The 16820-nt window shown below is 59.0% G+C and carries 14 protein-coding genes and 1 pseudogene; 7 read left to right on the forward strand and 8 right to left on the reverse strand.

The annotated features are described in order from the left end of the window. Positions 1–62: 62 nt before the first annotated feature. Together OKF39_RS07980 and OKF39_RS07985 are read right to left on the reverse strand one after the other, a co-directional pair. Positions 63–2495: a formate C-acetyltransferase/glycerol dehydratase family glycyl radical enzyme gene (locus OKF39_RS07980; protein WP_479983655.1), complete on the reverse strand. Its 2433-nt coding sequence runs from the start codon at positions 2493–2495 to the stop codon at positions 63–65. Positions 2496–2499: 4 nt separating this feature from the next. Then, complete coding sequence (locus OKF39_RS07985; RefSeq protein ID WP_479983656.1) at positions 2500–3399, reverse strand: glycyl-radical enzyme activating protein; 900 nt, start codon at positions 3397–3399, stop codon at positions 2500–2502. Positions 3400–3527: 128 nt separating this feature from the next. Between OKF39_RS07985 and fsa the strand changes: the two genes are divergently transcribed. Both fsa and OKF39_RS07995 read left to right on the forward strand, forming a co-directional pair. After that, positions 3528–4190: a fructose-6-phosphate aldolase gene (gene fsa, locus OKF39_RS07990; RefSeq protein ID WP_214581321.1), complete on the forward strand. Its 663-nt coding sequence runs from the start codon at positions 3528–3530 to the stop codon at positions 4188–4190. 116 nt (positions 4191–4306) lie between these two features. Next, complete coding sequence (locus OKF39_RS07995; RefSeq protein WP_479983582.1) at positions 4307–5461, forward strand: IS481 family transposase; 1155 nt, start codon at positions 4307–4309, stop codon at positions 5459–5461. A 108-nt stretch (positions 5462–5569) separates the two neighbouring features. Here OKF39_RS07995 and moeB read toward each other — a convergent pair whose 3' ends face one another. After that, positions 5570–6322, reverse strand: a complete 753-nt coding sequence (moeB, locus tag OKF39_RS08000; RefSeq protein ID WP_100170559.1) for a molybdopterin-synthase adenylyltransferase MoeB — start codon at positions 6320–6322, stop codon at positions 5570–5572. A 1-nt stretch (position 6323) separates the two neighbouring features. Next, positions 6324–7556 carry a molybdopterin molybdotransferase MoeA gene (moeA, locus tag OKF39_RS08005; RefSeq protein ID WP_232928725.1) on the reverse strand — a complete coding sequence of 411 codons (1233 nt, stop codon included), beginning with the start codon at positions 7554–7556 and terminating at the stop codon, positions 6324–6326. A 188-nt stretch (positions 7557–7744) separates the two neighbouring features. On the opposite strand from moeA, the gene iaaA reads away from it, so the two are divergent. From iaaA to gsiD, 5 genes are read left to right on the forward strand one after another with little or no spacing between them, the layout of a single operon-like run. Next, complete coding sequence (gene iaaA / locus OKF39_RS08010) at positions 7745–8683, forward strand: beta-aspartyl-peptidase (RefSeq protein ID WP_045260003.1); 939 nt, start codon at positions 7745–7747, stop codon at positions 8681–8683. 11 nt (positions 8684–8694) lie between these two features. Then, positions 8695–10566 (forward strand): glutathione ABC transporter ATP-binding protein GsiA, encoded by a 1872-nt coding sequence (gsiA, locus tag OKF39_RS08015; protein ID WP_479983657.1) that lies wholly within the window; start codon positions 8695–8697, stop codon positions 10564–10566. Between the two features lie 23 nt (positions 10567–10589). Then, on the forward strand, positions 10590–12128 hold the full coding sequence (gene gsiB, locus OKF39_RS08020) for a glutathione ABC transporter substrate-binding protein GsiB (protein ID WP_232948019.1): 1539 nt from the start codon (positions 10590–10592) through the stop codon (positions 12126–12128). Positions 12129–12133: 5 nt separating this feature from the next. Continuing rightward, positions 12134–13054 carry a glutathione ABC transporter permease GsiC gene (gsiC, locus tag OKF39_RS08025; RefSeq protein ID WP_028012479.1) on the forward strand — a complete coding sequence of 307 codons (921 nt, stop codon included), beginning with the start codon at positions 12134–12136 and terminating at the stop codon, positions 13052–13054. 1 nt (position 13055) lies between these two features. After that, positions 13056–13967, forward strand: a complete 912-nt coding sequence (gsiD, locus tag OKF39_RS08030) for a glutathione ABC transporter permease GsiD (RefSeq protein WP_028012480.1) — start codon at positions 13056–13058, stop codon at positions 13965–13967. A 118-nt stretch (positions 13968–14085) separates the two neighbouring features. Here the strand turns inward: gsiD and OKF39_RS08035 are convergent, their stop codons facing one another. From OKF39_RS08035 to OKF39_RS08050, 4 genes and pseudogenes are all read right to left on the reverse strand, one after another. Then, on the reverse strand, positions 14086–14547 hold the full coding sequence (locus OKF39_RS08035; RefSeq protein ID WP_045332519.1) for a hypothetical protein: 462 nt from the start codon (positions 14545–14547) through the stop codon (positions 14086–14088). Positions 14548–14878: 331 nt separating this feature from the next. After that, positions 14879–15193: pseudogene (locus OKF39_RS08040) on the reverse strand (C40 family peptidase); the annotation flags it as partial. A 155-nt stretch (positions 15194–15348) separates the two neighbouring features. Next, positions 15349–16008, reverse strand: a complete 660-nt coding sequence (locus OKF39_RS08045) for a winged helix-turn-helix transcriptional regulator (RefSeq protein ID WP_080336079.1) — start codon at positions 16006–16008, stop codon at positions 15349–15351. Positions 16009–16073: 65 nt separating this feature from the next. Next, positions 16074–16736: a winged helix-turn-helix transcriptional regulator gene (locus tag OKF39_RS08050; protein WP_045332520.1), complete on the reverse strand. Its 663-nt coding sequence runs from the start codon at positions 16734–16736 to the stop codon at positions 16074–16076. Between the last annotated feature and the right edge of the window lie 84 nt (positions 16737–16820).

The following is a 16820-nucleotide window of genomic DNA, read 5'->3' on the forward strand; positions in this document are numbered from 1 at the left end:
GGCAACCGAGGTTGCCGTTTTTAGTGTTTTCTCCCTCTCCCACGGGGAGAGGGAATACTTCGCTACAGCGTATGCTCAGTACGGGCGATAATATCGTCCTGCGCATCCGGCGACAGGGCGGTGAAGAACGCCGAGTAACCCGCAACGCGTACCACCAGGTCACGATACTGGTCAGGGTGTTTCTTCGCTTCCAGCAGCGTTTCGCGCGAGACGATGTTGTACTGAATATGCCAGCCCTTGTGCACCTCGAAGAAGGTACGCAGCAGTACCATCAGCTTCTGGCGATCGCTGTCGTTTTCCAGCGTCGACGGGTTCAGCTTCTGGTTAAGCAGCACGCCGCCCAGGATCGCCTCGGTAGGCAGTTTACCCACGGAACCGATGACCGCCGTTGGACCAAGGTGGTCGGTGCCGGAAGCCGGGCTGGCCCCTTCCGCCAGTGGGGTATGTGCCTTACGTCCGTCCGGCGTCGCCATCGTCGCCGCGCCGAACGGCACGTTCGCGGAGATAGACGACGTGCCCGCGTAGTAGTTACCGCCAATCGGGCCGCGGCCGTAGCGCGGGTTGTGGTACTGCTTCAGCTCTTCAATGTAGGTCTGATAGGCTCGGGTCAGCAACATGTCCACGCTGTCGTCGTCGTTGCCGTACTTCGGCGCGCCGTTGATCAGGCGCTGGCGCAACTGCTCGTGGGTCAGCCCGTCGAAGTCATCCGCCAGCGCCGACGCCAGCTGCTGCTGACCGATAGCGCCCTGCTCAAAGACCAGCTTTTTCACCGCTGCCAGGCTGTTGCCGAGGTTGGCGATACCCACCTGCAGGCCGGAGACCCAGTCATACTTCGCGCCGCCCTGCTTGATGCTTTTCGCGCGTTCGATGCAGTCGTCCACCAGCGCCGAGCAGAGAATATCGTGGACGTTCTCCTCCAGCATGGTATCCACCACGTACTCGATCTCAATGGATTTGCGGGTGTAGTAGCGGATCTGGCTGTCCCACGCTGCCATCACCTCGTCGAAGTTATCGAAGTTGCCGGCAGAGAGCGCTTTCTCCTGCGGCAGGAACACCTTACCGCTGGTGGCGTCGCGGCCGCCTTCCAGCGCGGCGAGCATCACGCGGGCAAAGTTGATAAAGCTCATGCCGGTGCAGCGGTAGCCCCACTTGCCGCCTACCGCGGTTTCGATACAGCCGATGGCCGCGTAGTCGTAGGCATCATCGCGCTCAACGCCAAGCTTGATGAATTCCGGGATCACGATTTCGTCGTTGTTAAAGGCAGGCATCCCGAAGCCGCAGCGGATCACCTGCACGCAGGCGTCGAGGAAGTCGTTGCTCATGCCCGCGTGATAGCGCACGCTCAGGTTCGGTTGGGTAGAGCGCAGGCGACCGCAGGATTCCAGAATCGCGTAGGAGAGCGGGTTCACCGCGTCCATCGGCTCGCCGTTGACCAGCTTCTGACCACCAATGGTGACGTTCTGGTACAGCGGGCTGCCGGCAGAGGCCTTGGAGTGCGAGCCGGAGCGGATTTTGTTCACTTCCAGCAGCTTCAGCCAGCAGCTGTGCAGCAGCTCGATGGCGTGCTCGCGGTCCAGGCTCTGGTCCAGCTCCACGTCGCGGCGGTAGTACGGATAGAGATACTGGTCCATACGCGCGAAGGAGACGGAGTGGCCGTTGGACTCAATCTGCAGGATCAGCTGAATGAAGTAGCACAGCTGCAGCGCCTGCCAGAAGGTTTTTGGCGGCTCGTGGGCAATCACGTCGCAGTTTTCCGCCATCGCCAGCAGCTCGTCGCGGCGGCTTTCGCGGGTTTCCGTAGACGCCATCTCACGCGCCAGGTCGGCGAAGCGTTTGATGTGCAGGCTGACGGCTTCCAGCACGATATCAATTGCCTTCAGGAACTGATCGCCGTGCAGGTCTTCCAGCACCGTCAGGTTGATGCGCGAGCGGCGCTCGTCCACTTTGGCGCGCAGGCCGTCGAGACCTTTCTCCAGCACCAGCGGGAAGTTTACCGCCAGGTGCGCGTCGCCGGAGGTCATGTTGCCTTCGGCTTTGATGATGCCGGTTTCCAGCAGGCCTTTCTGCTCGTCGGTGAACATGCCATAGCAGCGATCCTGCACCGTCTGGCCGCGCCACCACGGGCAGATTTCATGCAGCACACGCTTGTTCTCTTCGCTCACCGCGAAGCCCGCACCCGGACGGTCCGCCAGATCGTCAATCTCTTTCTCAATCCAGGAGACGGTATATTCTGGGAAGATCGGCGCGGCGCGCACTTCGCTTGCCTGGTTGCCGATAATCAGCTCGTCGTGCTTGATCCAGATGGTGCGTTCCGCCAGGTGATGTGCCAGCGCCAGGGCGCGGCGCACCGGGATCGGCTTGTCCATGTGCTGCTGGTACATTTCGGTGTAATGCTGCGCGCGCTCGGTACAGACCGGCGGCTTGACGATATGCACCAGCGCCATTTTATGCGCTTTAATACGTTCGCTGAGGGTGTTGAGATTCAGGGTGGTCATAGGTTTATCCTCGTAAGGTCGCGGTTAACCCTTTCTGGCAGGCGTACTGCTGCGCGAAATCCAGCAGGGCAGGGTTATCCAGCGGTTTGTCAGGGGCAGAGTAAGGTTGGCCGAGCAGGGTGTATTTGTTCATGCCCAGCGTGTGATACGGCAAAAAATGAATATCATCGACGCCGAGTTCGTCGGCGGCGAAGTTGGTAATGGCTGTGATGGACGCTTCATCGGCGTTAAAGCCCTGGATCAGCGGCACGCGGATGGTGATCTTTTTCCCGGCAGCGGCGAGGCGCTTCAGGTTGTCCAGGATCCGTTTGGCCGAACCGTCGGTCCACTGTTTGAACACCGCTCCATCGACGTGCTTAAGGTCGGCAAGGAACAGATCGACGTACGGTAATGACGGCTCGATATAGTGCCACGGCACGTGAAGGCAGGTTTCGACGGCGGTGTGGATACCCTGTTCGTGGCTGGCCTTGAACAGGGCGTGCGCCAGCTCCGGGTTCATAAACGGCTCGCCGCCGGAGAGGGTGATCCCGCCGCCGCTGCGGTCATAAAAGGGTTTGTCGCGCAGCACGGTGGCCATGATCTCGTCCACCTGCTTCTCTTCACCGCAGACGGTAAGCGCCTGCGTCGGGCAGCAGTCGGTGAGGGCGTTAAGCGTCTCTCCACTCAGCTTTTCGCGGTGGATGACCAGACCATTGAGCGCGCGTTCGATACAGCCCGGTGCCGCCAGCTGGCACAGGTCGCAGCCTTCCAGACACAGGCGCGCGTCAAACAGCACGTCCCGGCTGCGCGAGCGGCTTTCCGGGTTCTGACACCAGCGACAGCCCAGCGAGCAGCCTTTCAGGAACACCACGGTTCGAATACCGGGGCCGTCGTGGGTGGAATAACGCTGAATATTGAAGATCATATCTTTGCCCTCAAGTTGCATATGAAGATTAAATGACTTTCGAATGAAAGTTATCTTGATTCAGGTCAACTCTTGAGCAGGTTTTATCGTGATAGGGTAAGTGCAGGCTAATTTTTGAGGGTGACATCATGGAACTTTATCTCGACACATCTGACGTTGCGGCAGTCAAAAAGCTGGCGCGTATCTTCCCGCTGGCGGGCGTGACCACCAACCCAAGCATTGTGGCGGCAGGAAAAACGCCGCTCGACGAGCTGCTGCCCGCGCTGCACGACGCGTTGGGCGGTAAGGGCCGTCTGTTTGCGCAGGTAATGGCAACCACCGCCGAAGGGATGGTGGAAGACGCGCGCAAGCTGCGCGCTATCATTAACGACCTGGTGGTGAAGGTGCCGGTGACCGCAGAAGGGCTGGCAGCCATTAAGATGCTGAAAGCGGAAGGGATCCCGACGCTGGGCACGGCGGTGTACGGCGCCGCGCAGGGGATGCTGTCCGCCCTGGCCGGAGCAGAGTATGTGGCCCCTTACGTTAACCGCGTGGACGCGCAGGGCGGGGACGGGATCCAGACCGTTGTGGAATTACAGCAGCTGCTGGCGCTGCACGCGCCGCAGTCAAAGGTGCTGGCCGCGAGCTTTAAAACCCCGCGTCAGGCGCTGGACTGCCTGCTTGCAGGGTGCGAGTCCATCACGCTGCCGCTGGACGTGGCGCAGCAGTTTATTACTTCCCCTGCGGTGGATGCGGCGATCGTGAAGTTTGAGCAGGACTGGCAGGGGGCGTTTGGACGGACGTCTATCTGACGGGTGCGGCCTGATGCCCTCACCCCAACCCTCTCCCACTGTACGGTCCGGGGACATAGTGAACACTTGTTCGGGGACATGGTAGACACTTACAACTGAGGCATAAGAACCCGTTTATGGAGTCGCTTACGCCCTGGGATGCGAGAGATACCATGTCATTACGTACCGAGTTTGTGCTGTTCGCCTCGCAGGACGGGGCGAACATCCGTTTCCTCTGCCGTCAGTTCGGCATTTCTCCTGCCACCGGCTACAAGTGGCTTCAGCGCTGGGCTGAGGAAGGTGCCTCCGGTCTTCAGGACCGCTCCCGCGCACCTCATCATTCCCCGAACCGCTCATCTGACGACATCACGGCCCTGCTGCGCATGGCGCATGACCGTCATCAACGCTGGGGCGCCCGCAAGATTAAGCGCTGGCTTGAAGACCAGGGGCACCGTATGCCCGCCTTCAGCACCGTCCATAATCTGATGGCCCGTCACGGTCTGCTGCCGGGCGCATCACCGGGCGTTCCGGCTACGGGACGCTTCGAACATGACGCGCCGAACCGGCTCTGGCAGATGGATTTTAAGGGCCACTTTCCCTTTGGCGGTGGCCGCTGCCATCCGCTCACCCTGCTGGACGACCACTCCCGTTTTTCCCTGTGCCTGGCGCACTGTACCGATGAACGGCGCGAGACCGTGCAGCAGCAGCTGGTCAGCGCGTTTGAACGCTACGGCCTGCCGGACAGGATGACGATGGACAACGGCTCACCGTGGGGCGACACCACCGGCACCTGGACGGCGCTGGAGCTGTGGCTGATGCGCCACGGTATCCGGGTGGGGCACTCCCGGCCTTATCATCCGCAGACGCAGGGCAAGCTGGAGCGTTTTCACCGCAGCCTGAAGGCGGAAGTGCTGCAGGGAAAATGGTTCGCGGACAGCGGAGAGCTGCAGCGCGCTTTCGATCACTGGCGCACGGTGTACAACCTTGAACGCCCGCACGAGGCGCTGGATATGGCGGTACCGGCCTCGCGGTATCAGCCGTCAGCGCGGCAGTACAGCGGCAGCGTAACGCCACCTGAATACGATGAAGGGGTGAAGGTCAGGAAAGTGGATGTCAGCGGAAAGCTGAGCATACAGGGTGTCAGTCTGAGCGCAGGCAAGGCGTTCAGGGGAGAACGGGTCGGGCTGAGGGAGACACAGGATGACGGCTGCTATGAAGTGTGGTGGTACAGCACGAAAGTGGGGGTGATCGACCTGAAGAAAAAGTCGATCACCATGGGTAAAGGATGTTAAAAAGTGTTCACCATGTCCCCGAACACCTGTCTACCATGTCCCCGGACTGTACACCCACAGGGAGAGGGAGCAAACACTAAAACGGCAACCTGAAGGTTGCCGTTTGCTTTAACCTCCGCACACCTCACACCCCGGATTACGCATCAGCTTCATCTCGCGGAACTGACAGGTCATCGCGTCATACATCACGATTTTCCCCGCGGCAGGCGTGCCGTAGTGCGCCAGCACTTTAATCGCTTCCATTGCCTGCAATGAGCCAATCACGCCGACGAGCGGCGCCATCACGCCCGCCTCGACGCAGGTCAGCGCATTCTCGCCAAACAGACGGCTCAGGCAGCGGTAGCAGGGTTCACCATCCGCGTACGTGAAGACGCTGATTTGCCCCTCCATGCGGATCGCCGCGCCGGAGACCAGCGGGGTTTTGTGGGCAAAACAGCCCGCGTTCAGCTGGTTACGGACGGCGACGTTATCGGTGCAGTCGAGCACCAGATCGTGCTGCGCAATCTGCGCGAACAGCGCGTCGTCATCCAGCATCGCGTCAATCAGGGTGAACTGAACGTTGGGGTTGATGCGCGCCAGCGCCGTGCGGGCAGAGTCCACTTTCGGCTGGCCAACCGTCGCGTCGCTGTGCAGCGTCTGGCGCTGCAGGTTGGACACCGAGACGGTATCGAAATCCAACAGCGTCATCCTGCCCACGCCCGCCGCCGCAAGATACTGCGCGGCGGCGCAGCCCAGCCCGCCGAGACCGACGACCAGCACATTGGCTGCCTTAAGCGCTTCCTGGCCCTCAAAGTCAAACCCGCGCAGCACGATCTGGCGGTTGTAGCGCATCATCTCCTGGTCGCTCAGCTCCACCGTCATGTCAGCCTCCGAACAGGTGGTTAAAGCGCTCAACCTCAACCCATTCGCCGGCTTCCACGTTGCCGCGCTCGCGCTCCAGCACGATGAAGCAGTTACCCAGACTGAAGGAGCTGAAAATGTGCGAGCCCTGATGTCCGGTGGTGCTCACTTCGAGCTCACCGTCCGCGCCGCGGACCAGAATGCCGCGCTGGAAATCGAGACGACCCGGCGATTTTTTCAGCCGCGTAGCGGCACGCACGCGCAGGCGTTCCGGCAGCGGGCTGGCTTTGTTGCCGGAAAGCTTCGCCAGCAGCGGGATCGCCAGCTGGTAGAAGGTGAGTGCCGCAGAGACCGGGTTACCCGGCAGGCCGCAGAACCAGCTGTGCGGAAGCTTGCCAAACGCGAACGGTTTGCCCGGCTTAATCGCCAGCTTCCAGAAGGCGATTTCGCCCAGCTCTTCAAGAAGGGTTTTGGTGTAATCCGCTTCGCCCACGGAGACGCCGCCGGAGCTGATGACCACGTCGGCGGATTTGTCCGCCTCGATAAACGCCGCGCGCAGTTTTTCCGGGTCGTCTGGAATGATGCCGAGGTTAATCACCTCGCAGCCCAACTGCTCCAGCATCAGGTGTACCGCCAGGCGGTTGGTGTCATAAATCTGGCCGTCCTGCAGCGGCTGGCCCGGAAGCTGCAGCTCGTCGCCGGTGGAGAATACCGCTACGCGCACCTTGCGGATAACGTCAACTTCCGCGATGCCGAGCGAGGCCAGCACCGGTAGTTCACCTACCGTCAATTTCTGCCCGGCGGCAAAAACGGTCGCGCCGAGGGTGATGTCTTCGCCCGTGCGGCGGATGTTCTGGCCCGCTTTAACGTTCGCGGTAAAACGCACCCCGTCGCCGGTCTGCTCGGTCTCTTCCTGCATCACCACGGCATCGCAGCCCTGCGGAACCGGCGCGCCGGTCATGATGCGCACGCAGGTGCCAGCAGGCCATTCGCCGCTAAACGGCTGGCCCGCAAAGGCTTTACCCGCCACCGGCAGGGCGTTACCCGTCTGGAGATCCGCCAGGCGCACCGCGTAACCGTCCATCGCTGAGTTATCGAACCCCGGCACGTTCATCGGCGAGACGATATCGCGCGCGGCAATACGACCAAAACAGCGCACAAGCGGCAGCGTCTCAACGTCATGCAGCGGAGAAATACGGTCAAGCATCTGCGAGAGTGCCGTCTCAAGCGGCATCAGTCCGGCGGTAAAATCCATGGTGGGCTCCTGCGGAGTAACAACGAAAGCGCCCATTATGGCAGAAAAGTGCGGCTAACTGTATGACCCGATGGGTGTACGCTTTACATCACTGTTGCGTCTTTCTATATTCAAAAATCATCTGAAGTTTCATCGACGATAATGATATTTATAGAAAAAGCCGCGAATCAGGCTAACGGGTGATGCGAATGGTTAATGCGGTAATCGCAATTCATGGCGGCGCAGGGGCAATCACCCGTGCACAGCTCAGTCCCGAGCAGGAAAAGCGCTACATTGACGCGCTGTACGCCATTGTGGAAACGGGCCAGAAAATGCTGGAAGCGGGCGAGAGCGCGCTGGATGTGGTCACCGAGGCGGTGCGCCTGCTGGAAGAGTGTCCGCTCTTTAATGCCGGAATAGGTTCGGTCTTTACCCGGGATGAAACCCACGAGCTGGACGCCTGCGTGATGGACGGCGTCACCCTGAAGGCGGGCGCCGTGGCGGGCGTGAGCCATCTGCGAAATCCGGTGCTGGCGGCGCGTCTGGTGATGGAGGAGAGCCCGCACGTTCTGCTGGCGGGCGCCGGGGCGGAAAAATTTGCCTTTGAGCACGGAATGGAACCGGTATCGCCGGATCTGTTTTCCACGGAAGAACGCTATCAGCAGCTGCTGGAAGCCCGTACGGCGGGCATAACGCAGCTTGACCATACTGCGCCGCTGGATGAAACCACCAAAATGGGCACGGTCGGCGCGGTGGCGCTCGATAAAGCCGGTAACCTCGCGGCGGCGACGTCAACGGGCGGCATGACCAACAAGCTGCCGGGACGCGTCGGCGACAGCCCGCTGCCCGGCGCGGGCTGCTATGCCAATAACGCCACGGCGGCGGTGTCGTGTACCGGCACCGGGGAAGTGTTTATTCGCGCCCTCGCGGCCTACGACATCACCGCGCTGATGGATTACGGCGGTTTAAGCCTGAGCGAGGCCTGCGAGCGCGTGGTGATGGAAAAATTACCTGCCCTGGGCGGCGTCGGCGGGCTGATTGCGGTCGATCGTGAGGGCAACGTGGCCCTGCCGTTCAACAGCGAAGGCATGTACCGCGCCTGGGGTTATGCCGGTGATGAGCCGAGCACGGGCATCTATCGTGAATAAGGGGGCAGCGCGTGCCGCACACTGAAGAACTGGACAACCGCGAGGTGCTGGCTGTCCATCAGCTGAATATTGCGTTTCAGGAAGAGCGGCAGTTCATCCCAGCAGTACAGAATTTATCGTTCTCGCTCAGGCGCGGCGAGACGCTGGCGATTGTTGGCGAGTCCGGCTCCGGTAAATCGGTCACCGCGCTGGCGCTGATGCGCCTGCTGGAAAAGACGGGCGGGCAAATCAGCAGCGAGAAAATGCTCCTGCGCCGCCGTAACCGTCAGGTCATCGATTTAAACGAGCTGAGCGGCGCGCAGATGCAGGGCGTGCGCGGGGCGGATATCGCGATGATCTTCCAGGAGCCGATGACCTCGCTCAACCCGGTGTTCCCGGTCGGGGAGCAAATTGCCGAGTCCATCCGGCTGCATCAGGGGCTGAGCGGCGATGAGGCGCTCAGGGAAGCGAGACGCATGCTGGAGCTGGTGCGCATTCCGGAGGCGCAGGCCATTCTGGGGCGCTACCCGCATCAGCTTTCCGGCGGCATGCGCCAGCGGGTGATGATTGCCATGGCGCTCTCCTGCCGTCCGGCGGTGCTGATCGCCGATGAGCCGACGACGGCGCTGGACGTGACGATTCAGGCGCAGATCCTGCAGCTCATCAAAGTGCTGCAGCAGGAGATGGAGATGGGGGTGATTTTCATCACCCACGATATGGGCGTAGTGGCTGACATTGCCGATCGGGTGCTGGTGATGCACAAGGGCAATGCTGTGGAAACCGGTGCGGTCGAGCAGATTTTCCATGCCCCCGAGCATCCTTACACCAAAGCGCTGCTGGCGGCGGTGCCGCGGCTTGGGGCAATGAACGGCAGCGATTTGCCGCGCCGTTTTCCGCTGATTTCCCTGGAGGCGACAGAGCTGCAGGAGGATGAAGGCGAGCAGGACACCGTGGTGTCGGGCAAACCGATACTCGAAGTGCGCAATCTGGTGACCCGCTTTCCGCTGCGCAGCGGAATTTTCAACCGCCTGAAGCGCGAAGTGCATGCGGTGGAAAACGTCAGTTTCGATCTCTGGCCGGGTGAAACGCTGGCGCTGGTAGGAGAGTCCGGCTGCGGGAAATCCACCACCGGGCGGGCGCTGCTCAGGCTTGTGGAGACCCAGGAGGGGACGATAACCTTTAACGGTGAACGTATCGACACTCTGCCAGATAATAAATTACAGGCGATACGGCGAGATATTCAGTTTATCTTCCAGGATCCGTATGCCTCTCTCGACCCGCGCCATACGGTAGGGTACTCAATTATGGAGCCGCTGCGGGTGCATAACCTGCTCGACGGCGAGGCGGCGCAGCGTCGCGTGGCCTGGCTGCTGGAGCGCGTTGGCCTGAAGCCGGAACACGCCTGGCGTTATCCGCACGAGTTTTCCGGCGGGCAGCGGCAGCGTATCTGCATCGCCCGCGCGCTGGCGCTGAACCCGAAGGTGGTGATTGCGGATGAGTCCGTCTCGGCGCTGGATGTCTCGATCCGGGCGCAAATTATCAACTTACTGCTGGATTTACAGCGGGATATGGGGATTGCCTTCCTGTTTATCTCGCACGATATGGCGGTGGTAGAGCGTATCAGCCACCGCGTGGCGGTGATGTTTATGGGGCAGATCGTGGAGATTGGCCCGCGAAGGGCGGTGTTTGAGAATCCGCAGCACCCCTACACCCGCAAGCTTATTGCGGCGGTCCCGGTTGCCGATCCCGCGCACCGCCACGGCCAGCGCGTGCTGCTGCAGGATGAGATGCCGAGCAACATTCGTAAACGCGGCGAAGCCGTGGAGCGCGTCACGCTGCGTGAGGTTGGTCCGGGCCACTTCGTGGCTCCGCCGCGCCAGGACAACGCCTTCTCACGGTTATAACTTACAACAGGCAGGAGAACACAATGGTTACATTTGTAGCGCGTAAATGGTTGTTAGCCGCGAGCGTGACGGCAGCCCTGGCCGCTGCCCCCGCGTTCGCCGCCAAAGACGTGGTGGTTGCCGTCGGCTCCAACTTCACCACGCTCGATCCGTACGACGCCAACGACACGCTCTCCCAGGCGGTGGCGAAATCGTTCTATCAGGGGCTGTTTGGTCTCGACAGAGAGATGAAGCTGAAAAATGTGCTGGCGGAGGGGTACACCGTATCCGACGACGGGCTGGTCTATACCATCAAGCTCCGTTCCGGCGTGAAGTTCCAGGACGGGACTGATTTCAATGCGGAGGCGGTAAAGGTCAACCTCGACCGTGCCAGCAATCCTGAAAACAGCCTCAAGCGCTATAACCTGTATAAAAATATCGCCAGCACCGAGGTAGTCGACCCGGCAACGGTAAAAATCACCCTGAAAGAGCCATTCTCCGCATTTATCAATATCCTGGCGCATCCGGCGACGGCGATGATCTCGCCCGCCGCGCTGAAAAAGTACGGTAAAGAGATCGGCTTCCACCCGGTGGGAACCGGTCCGTACGAGCTGCTCACCTGGAACCAGACCGATTTTGTGAAGGTGAAAAAATTCGCGGGATACTGGCAGCAGGGTCTGCCGAAGCTGGACACCATCACCTGGCGTCCGGTGGTGGATAACAACACCCGCGCGGCAATGCTGCAAACCGGCGAGGCGCAGTTTGCCTTCCCCATCCCGTATGAGCAGGCCGCCATTCTGCAGAAAAACAGCAAGCTGGAGCTGGTTGCCAGCCCGTCTATCATGCAGCGCTACATCAGCATGAACGTCACGCAGAAGCCGTTCGATAACCCGAAGGTGCGTGAAGCCATCAACTATGCCATTAACCGTCAGGCGCTGGTGAAGGTCGCTTTTGCGGGTTATGCCACCCCGGCCACCGGCGTGCTGCCGCCGGCTATCGCATATGCGCAAAGCTATCAGCCGTGGCCGTACGATCCGGCTAAAGCGCGCGAGCTGCTGAAAGAGGCGGGTTTCCCGAACGGCTTCAGCACCACGCTGTGGTCGTCGCATAACCACAGTACCGCGCAGAAGGTGCTGCAGTTTACCCAGCAGCAGTTGGCGCAGGTGGGTATCAAGGCGCAGGTGACCGCGATGGATGCCGGACAGCGTGCGGCAGAGGTCGAGGGGAAAGGGCAGAAAGAGAGCGGCGTGCGGATGTTCTACACCGGCTGGACGGCCTCGACCGGTGAAGCCGACTGGGCGCTGTCGCCGCTGTTCGCCTCGCAGAACTGGCCGCCAACCCTGTTCAACACCGCGTTTTACAGCAATCCGCAGGTGGACAAAGACCTGGCCGATGCCCTGAAAACCACCAAACCGGAAGAGAAAGCCCGCCTCTACAAGGACGCGCAGGACATTATCTGGAAAGAGTCGCCGTGGGTACCGCTGGTGGTGGAGAAACTGGTCTCAGCCCATAACAAAGCGCTGACCGGGTTCTACATCATGCCGGACACCGGCTTTAGCTTTGACGATGCGGATTTAAAATAAATCTCATGCTGAATTATGTTTGTAAACGTCTGCTGGGGCTTATCCCGACGCTGCTGATAGTGGCGGTGCTGGTGTTTTTGTTTGTCCACATGCTGCCGGGCGATCCGGCGCGTCTGGTAGCCGGGCCCGAAGCGGATGCCACCGTCATTGAGCTGGTGCGTAAACAGCTGGGCCTCGACCAGCCGCTGTATATGCAGTTTCTGCACTATATGTGCAACGTTCTGCAGGGCGACTTTGGTATCTCGATGGTGTCGAGGCGTCCGGTGTCGGAGGAGATTGCCAGCCGCTTTATGCCCACGTTCTGGCTAACGATTGCCAGCATGAGTTGGGCGGTGGTGTTCGGACTTGGCGCCGGGATTGTGGCGGCCGTCTGGCGTAACCGTTGGCCGGACAAGCTCGGCATGGCGCTGGCGGTGACCGGCATCTCCTTCCCGGCATTCGCGCTGGGGATGCTGCTGATGCAAATCTTCTCCGTTGAACTGGGCTGGCTGCCGACCGTCGGGGCCGATACCTGGAAGCATTACATTCTGCCCTCCATGACGCTAGGCGCTGCCGTTTCGGCGGTGATGGCCCGCTTTACCCGTGCCTCGTTCGTTGACGTGCTGAGCGAAGATTATATTCGCACCGCGCGGGCGAAAGGAGTCAGCGAGAAGTGGGTCATTCTCAAGCACGGGTTCCGCAATGCGATGATCCCGGTGGTGACGATGATGGGGCTGCAGTTTGGTTTCCTGCTGGGTGGCTCTATCGTCGTGGAAAAGGTCTTCAACTGGCCGGGGCTGGGGCGTCTGCTGGTCGATTCCGTCGAGATGCGCGACTACCCGGTGATTCAGGCAGAAGTCCTGCTTTTCTCGCTGGAGTTTATTCTTATCAACTTAGTGGTGGACGTGCTCTACGCCGCCATTAACCCGGCCATCAGGTATAAGTAAGATGCGATTGTTGAACTGGCGGCGTCAGGCCGTTTTGAACGCGATGCCGGGGCTGAAACCGGAGCATGTCCGCACCCCATGGTCCGAATTCTGGCGACGTTTTCGCCGTCAGCCGGTCGCAATGGCGGCGGGGCTGTTCGTGCTGGTGCTGATTGCGGTGGCGATCGTTGCGCCGTGGGTAGCGCCGTTTGATGCGGAAAACTACTTTGACTACGACCGCCTGAACGACGGCCCCTCAATGCTGCACTGGTTCGGCGTGGACTCGCTTGGCCGCGATATCTTCAGCCGCGTGCTGGTGGGGGCGCAAATTTCTCTCGCCGCCGGGGTAGTCGCGGTGCTGATCGGTGCGGCTATCGGTACCGTGCTGGGGCTCGTCGCCGGGTATTATGAAGGCTGGTGGGACCGCATCATCATGCGCATCTGCGACGTGCTGTTTGCTTTCCCCGGCATTCTGCTGGCGATTGCCGTTGTCGCCATTATGGGCAGCGGTATGGCCAACGTCATCATTGCGGTCGCGGTGTTTTCGATTCCGGCCTTTGCCCGCCTGGTGCGCGGCAACACGCTGGTGCTGAAGCAGCAGACGTTTATTGAATCCGCCCGCAGCATGGGAGCCAGCGATACCACCATTCTGTTCAGCCATATTCTGCCCGGGACGGTGTCGTCCATCGTGGTCTATTTCACCATGCGCATCGGCGTGTCGATTATTTCGGCGGCCAGCCTGTCGTTTCTGGGGTTAGGGGCACAGCCGCCGACGCCGGAGTGGGGCGCGATGCTGAACGAGGCGAGGGCCGATATGGTGATTGCGCCTCACGTGGCGATCTTCCCGAGCCTGGCGATTTTCCTGACCGTGCTGGCGTTTAATTTGCTGGGGGATGGGCTGCGCGACGCGCTGGATCCGAGGATAAAGGGGTAGTGGATAAACCTACCCACGGCTCATAACCTGTAGGCCCGAGCAAGCGAAGCGATGTCGAGCAATGCTACATTCCTGCTTTTAAGTGCCGGGCAGCACTGCATTTGCCCGGCCTGGGTGTTTAGTCAATCAATGCATCAATCGCCACGCGTCCCTCCGGCGTTTGCAGCCAGCGCGGGGCGTTCAGCGTATCGGCGTAGAAGCTCACCAGTTCATACAATAGCCCTTCCATTACCTTTGCCATATCCCGTGGCATTGCGTTGCTGATTAGCAGCTGCGTAAGCGTCTGGCAGTACAGCCCCAGCAGCTCGCTTTCCGGTTCGAATACGGGCAGACGGGACGGCAGATCGGTCAGGGTAAATCGCTCCACCAGGTGTGGCGGGATGGGCTCGTGGAGTGTTGGCTGTAGAAGTACAAGACATGCAGAAAGGCGGGCGCAGAGTGCCATTTTCTCCGCCGGGTCGTCAGTTTCCAGCAGGTTATGGGCAAAATGCTCGCAGTGGTCCGCCAGATCATTGAAGTCGGTGTTGTGAGAGAAGGGAACTGTAAATAATGCCTGAGCATGGGTAGTGATAGTAGCCAAAGTGGCAGCCTCCTGTAACGGTATTTAAATCCGCCATCGAAGAGGTCAATCTCACGGGTGGCGGAACCAGACGAGGTTGACCTTACCGGCGTTACAGGAAACCGGCGCGTCTTGCGACGCCCCCGCCCGGCCCACCATTGAAGTGTATCCGTGCGTACGACATAGTAAACCATGTCGCCTGTAACTTATACCAGGAGGTCAATCCCGACGCCTGATTTTGCAGGCGCAACAGGAAGATACTGCGGAGAGTATGCGTCGACAAACAGGGCAAATTATTCCCGGAAGGCGCCTCGCAAAAAATCGACATCATGCCGCTGCAGACATTCTCCGTCACCCGACGGGCAGTGATGAAGTGCGATTGCCAGTAGACATTGCCCAGATCAGAAACGGTGACCCCCTGACTGGACGAGGCATGGATAAACTGGTTGTCACCGATATAGACGCCGACATGGCGAAGGTGTTCGCCCGTCTGGAAGAACACTAAATCCCCGGTCTTCAGGCTAAATTCTTCAACCTTCACCCCTCTGTGGATTTGTTCTCTGGTAGTACGGAGTAATGTCAGGTGCGCTGCATCGCGAAACAGGTACTGCATCAGTGCGAAACAGTCCACGACATTGTGCGTGGTGCCGCCCCATTGATAATGGGTTTCTTACCAGACGGAGAAGAGATCCCTGCGAGTCGCCTCTCGATGCGGAAACACTACCGATTGTTTATTTTTGACCAATTCATTATAGGTCTAAAAGTTGACTACTGCTGCTCAACAGCGCCGGGCGGCACTGCGTACGGGGATCACCAGGAGCTTCAGTATTTCTCTGGCAGTTTAACGATGTTTATAAGCACGCCGCGCTGCATTTCAATGTATCCCCCCTTTTTTAACCCCGCCAGGATGCGCATCACGCCGCTGCGGGACAGATGCGTTTTTTCACGGATATAGGACTCGACGGTAATATTATTTCTGACGCTGGGATCCTCATTAAACAACTCATTAAGCTGCGCGCGGACGATGTCATAGGCAGAAGGGGCAGAAAGCTGCTCGCTGGACTCAAAAAGCTTACCGGCTATAACCATCATATGTTTTGCCAGCGGCTCCCAGAGCTGGTTCGCGCTGATAATATCGTGAACTGTTGCCATCTTGAGGATCGCAATGTCGCTTGCGACCAGCGTTTTGATATAGCCATCCATCTGCATTTGCTGCAAATTGCCAATGCCAACCAGGGCGGGTGACGTTGCGGTTGCCATCGCCAGATCGTCACTGCGGCGATGAACGGTTACGCGTCCATTCAGGACTAAATAGCAAAAGCGTTCATGACCTACCTGCATACTTAAACGGCGGCGGGGGAGAATATGTTTTACTTCGGCATCGCGCTTCAGGTAATCAATCAGCAGGTGAGTATAATCTGATTTGCGTAAAATCGTTGATTCAGATGTTCCAGTTGCCATAACTCTGCCTGTCAAAAGCATATTGCGTAGTTATGGCAAGTATAGTGCGGTTTTTGATCCTGCTCACCTGAGGGACTGGCTGGGAGTTAATACTTTAACGGCAGATGGTTAATGGCGACCAGAATGCCACGATTGAGTTCGATATAACCAGCCTCACGAAGCTCGGCGATGATGCGCATGATGCCGCTGCGGGAGAGATAGGTTCGGCTTTTGATGTAGTTGGCCGCCGTTATGCTGGTGCGGATCCGCTCTGATTCATTCATCAGCTCCTGGAGATGAAAGCGAATGATCTCATAGGAGGACATCTGCGAAATCAGGGTGCAGTGCTCGTAGACACGGGAAGCGGTATACACCAACAGTTTGCACAGGCTCTCCCACAGGGCAAAACTCTCAATCAACAGGTTGAAACGCTCAAGTGGTAAGCGGCTCATTAGAGCATTCTCATTGACCCGAATATAGAGGTTTTCGGACTGAGAAAACTGATTGCTCACGCCCAGAATAAATGTGGCCTGCTCTGAATTTAACACCATACCATCACCTCTGCGGTTCAGCGTAACGCTTCCCTGATGGAGTAAATAACAGGTTCTTTTATTGCCTGAATAATAACGTAAAATTTCGCCTTTTTTAGCCCGGAAGCTTGTCGCAAATGGAGAAATTTGTTCAATTATTTTGTCAATGTCAGCGACGGGTTTCGTCCCTAGTGCAGATATTATCCCCGGGTTGGCACCGGTTATGATTTTGGTATTCATTATCTTAACTCCAGACGATATTTATAAAGGGAAAGATATATGGAGGATTATTGATCTGATGATCTTATAAATACATATTGTATT

Source organism: Enterobacter cloacae complex sp. HYC042_NIDB (genome assembly GCF_056673315.1).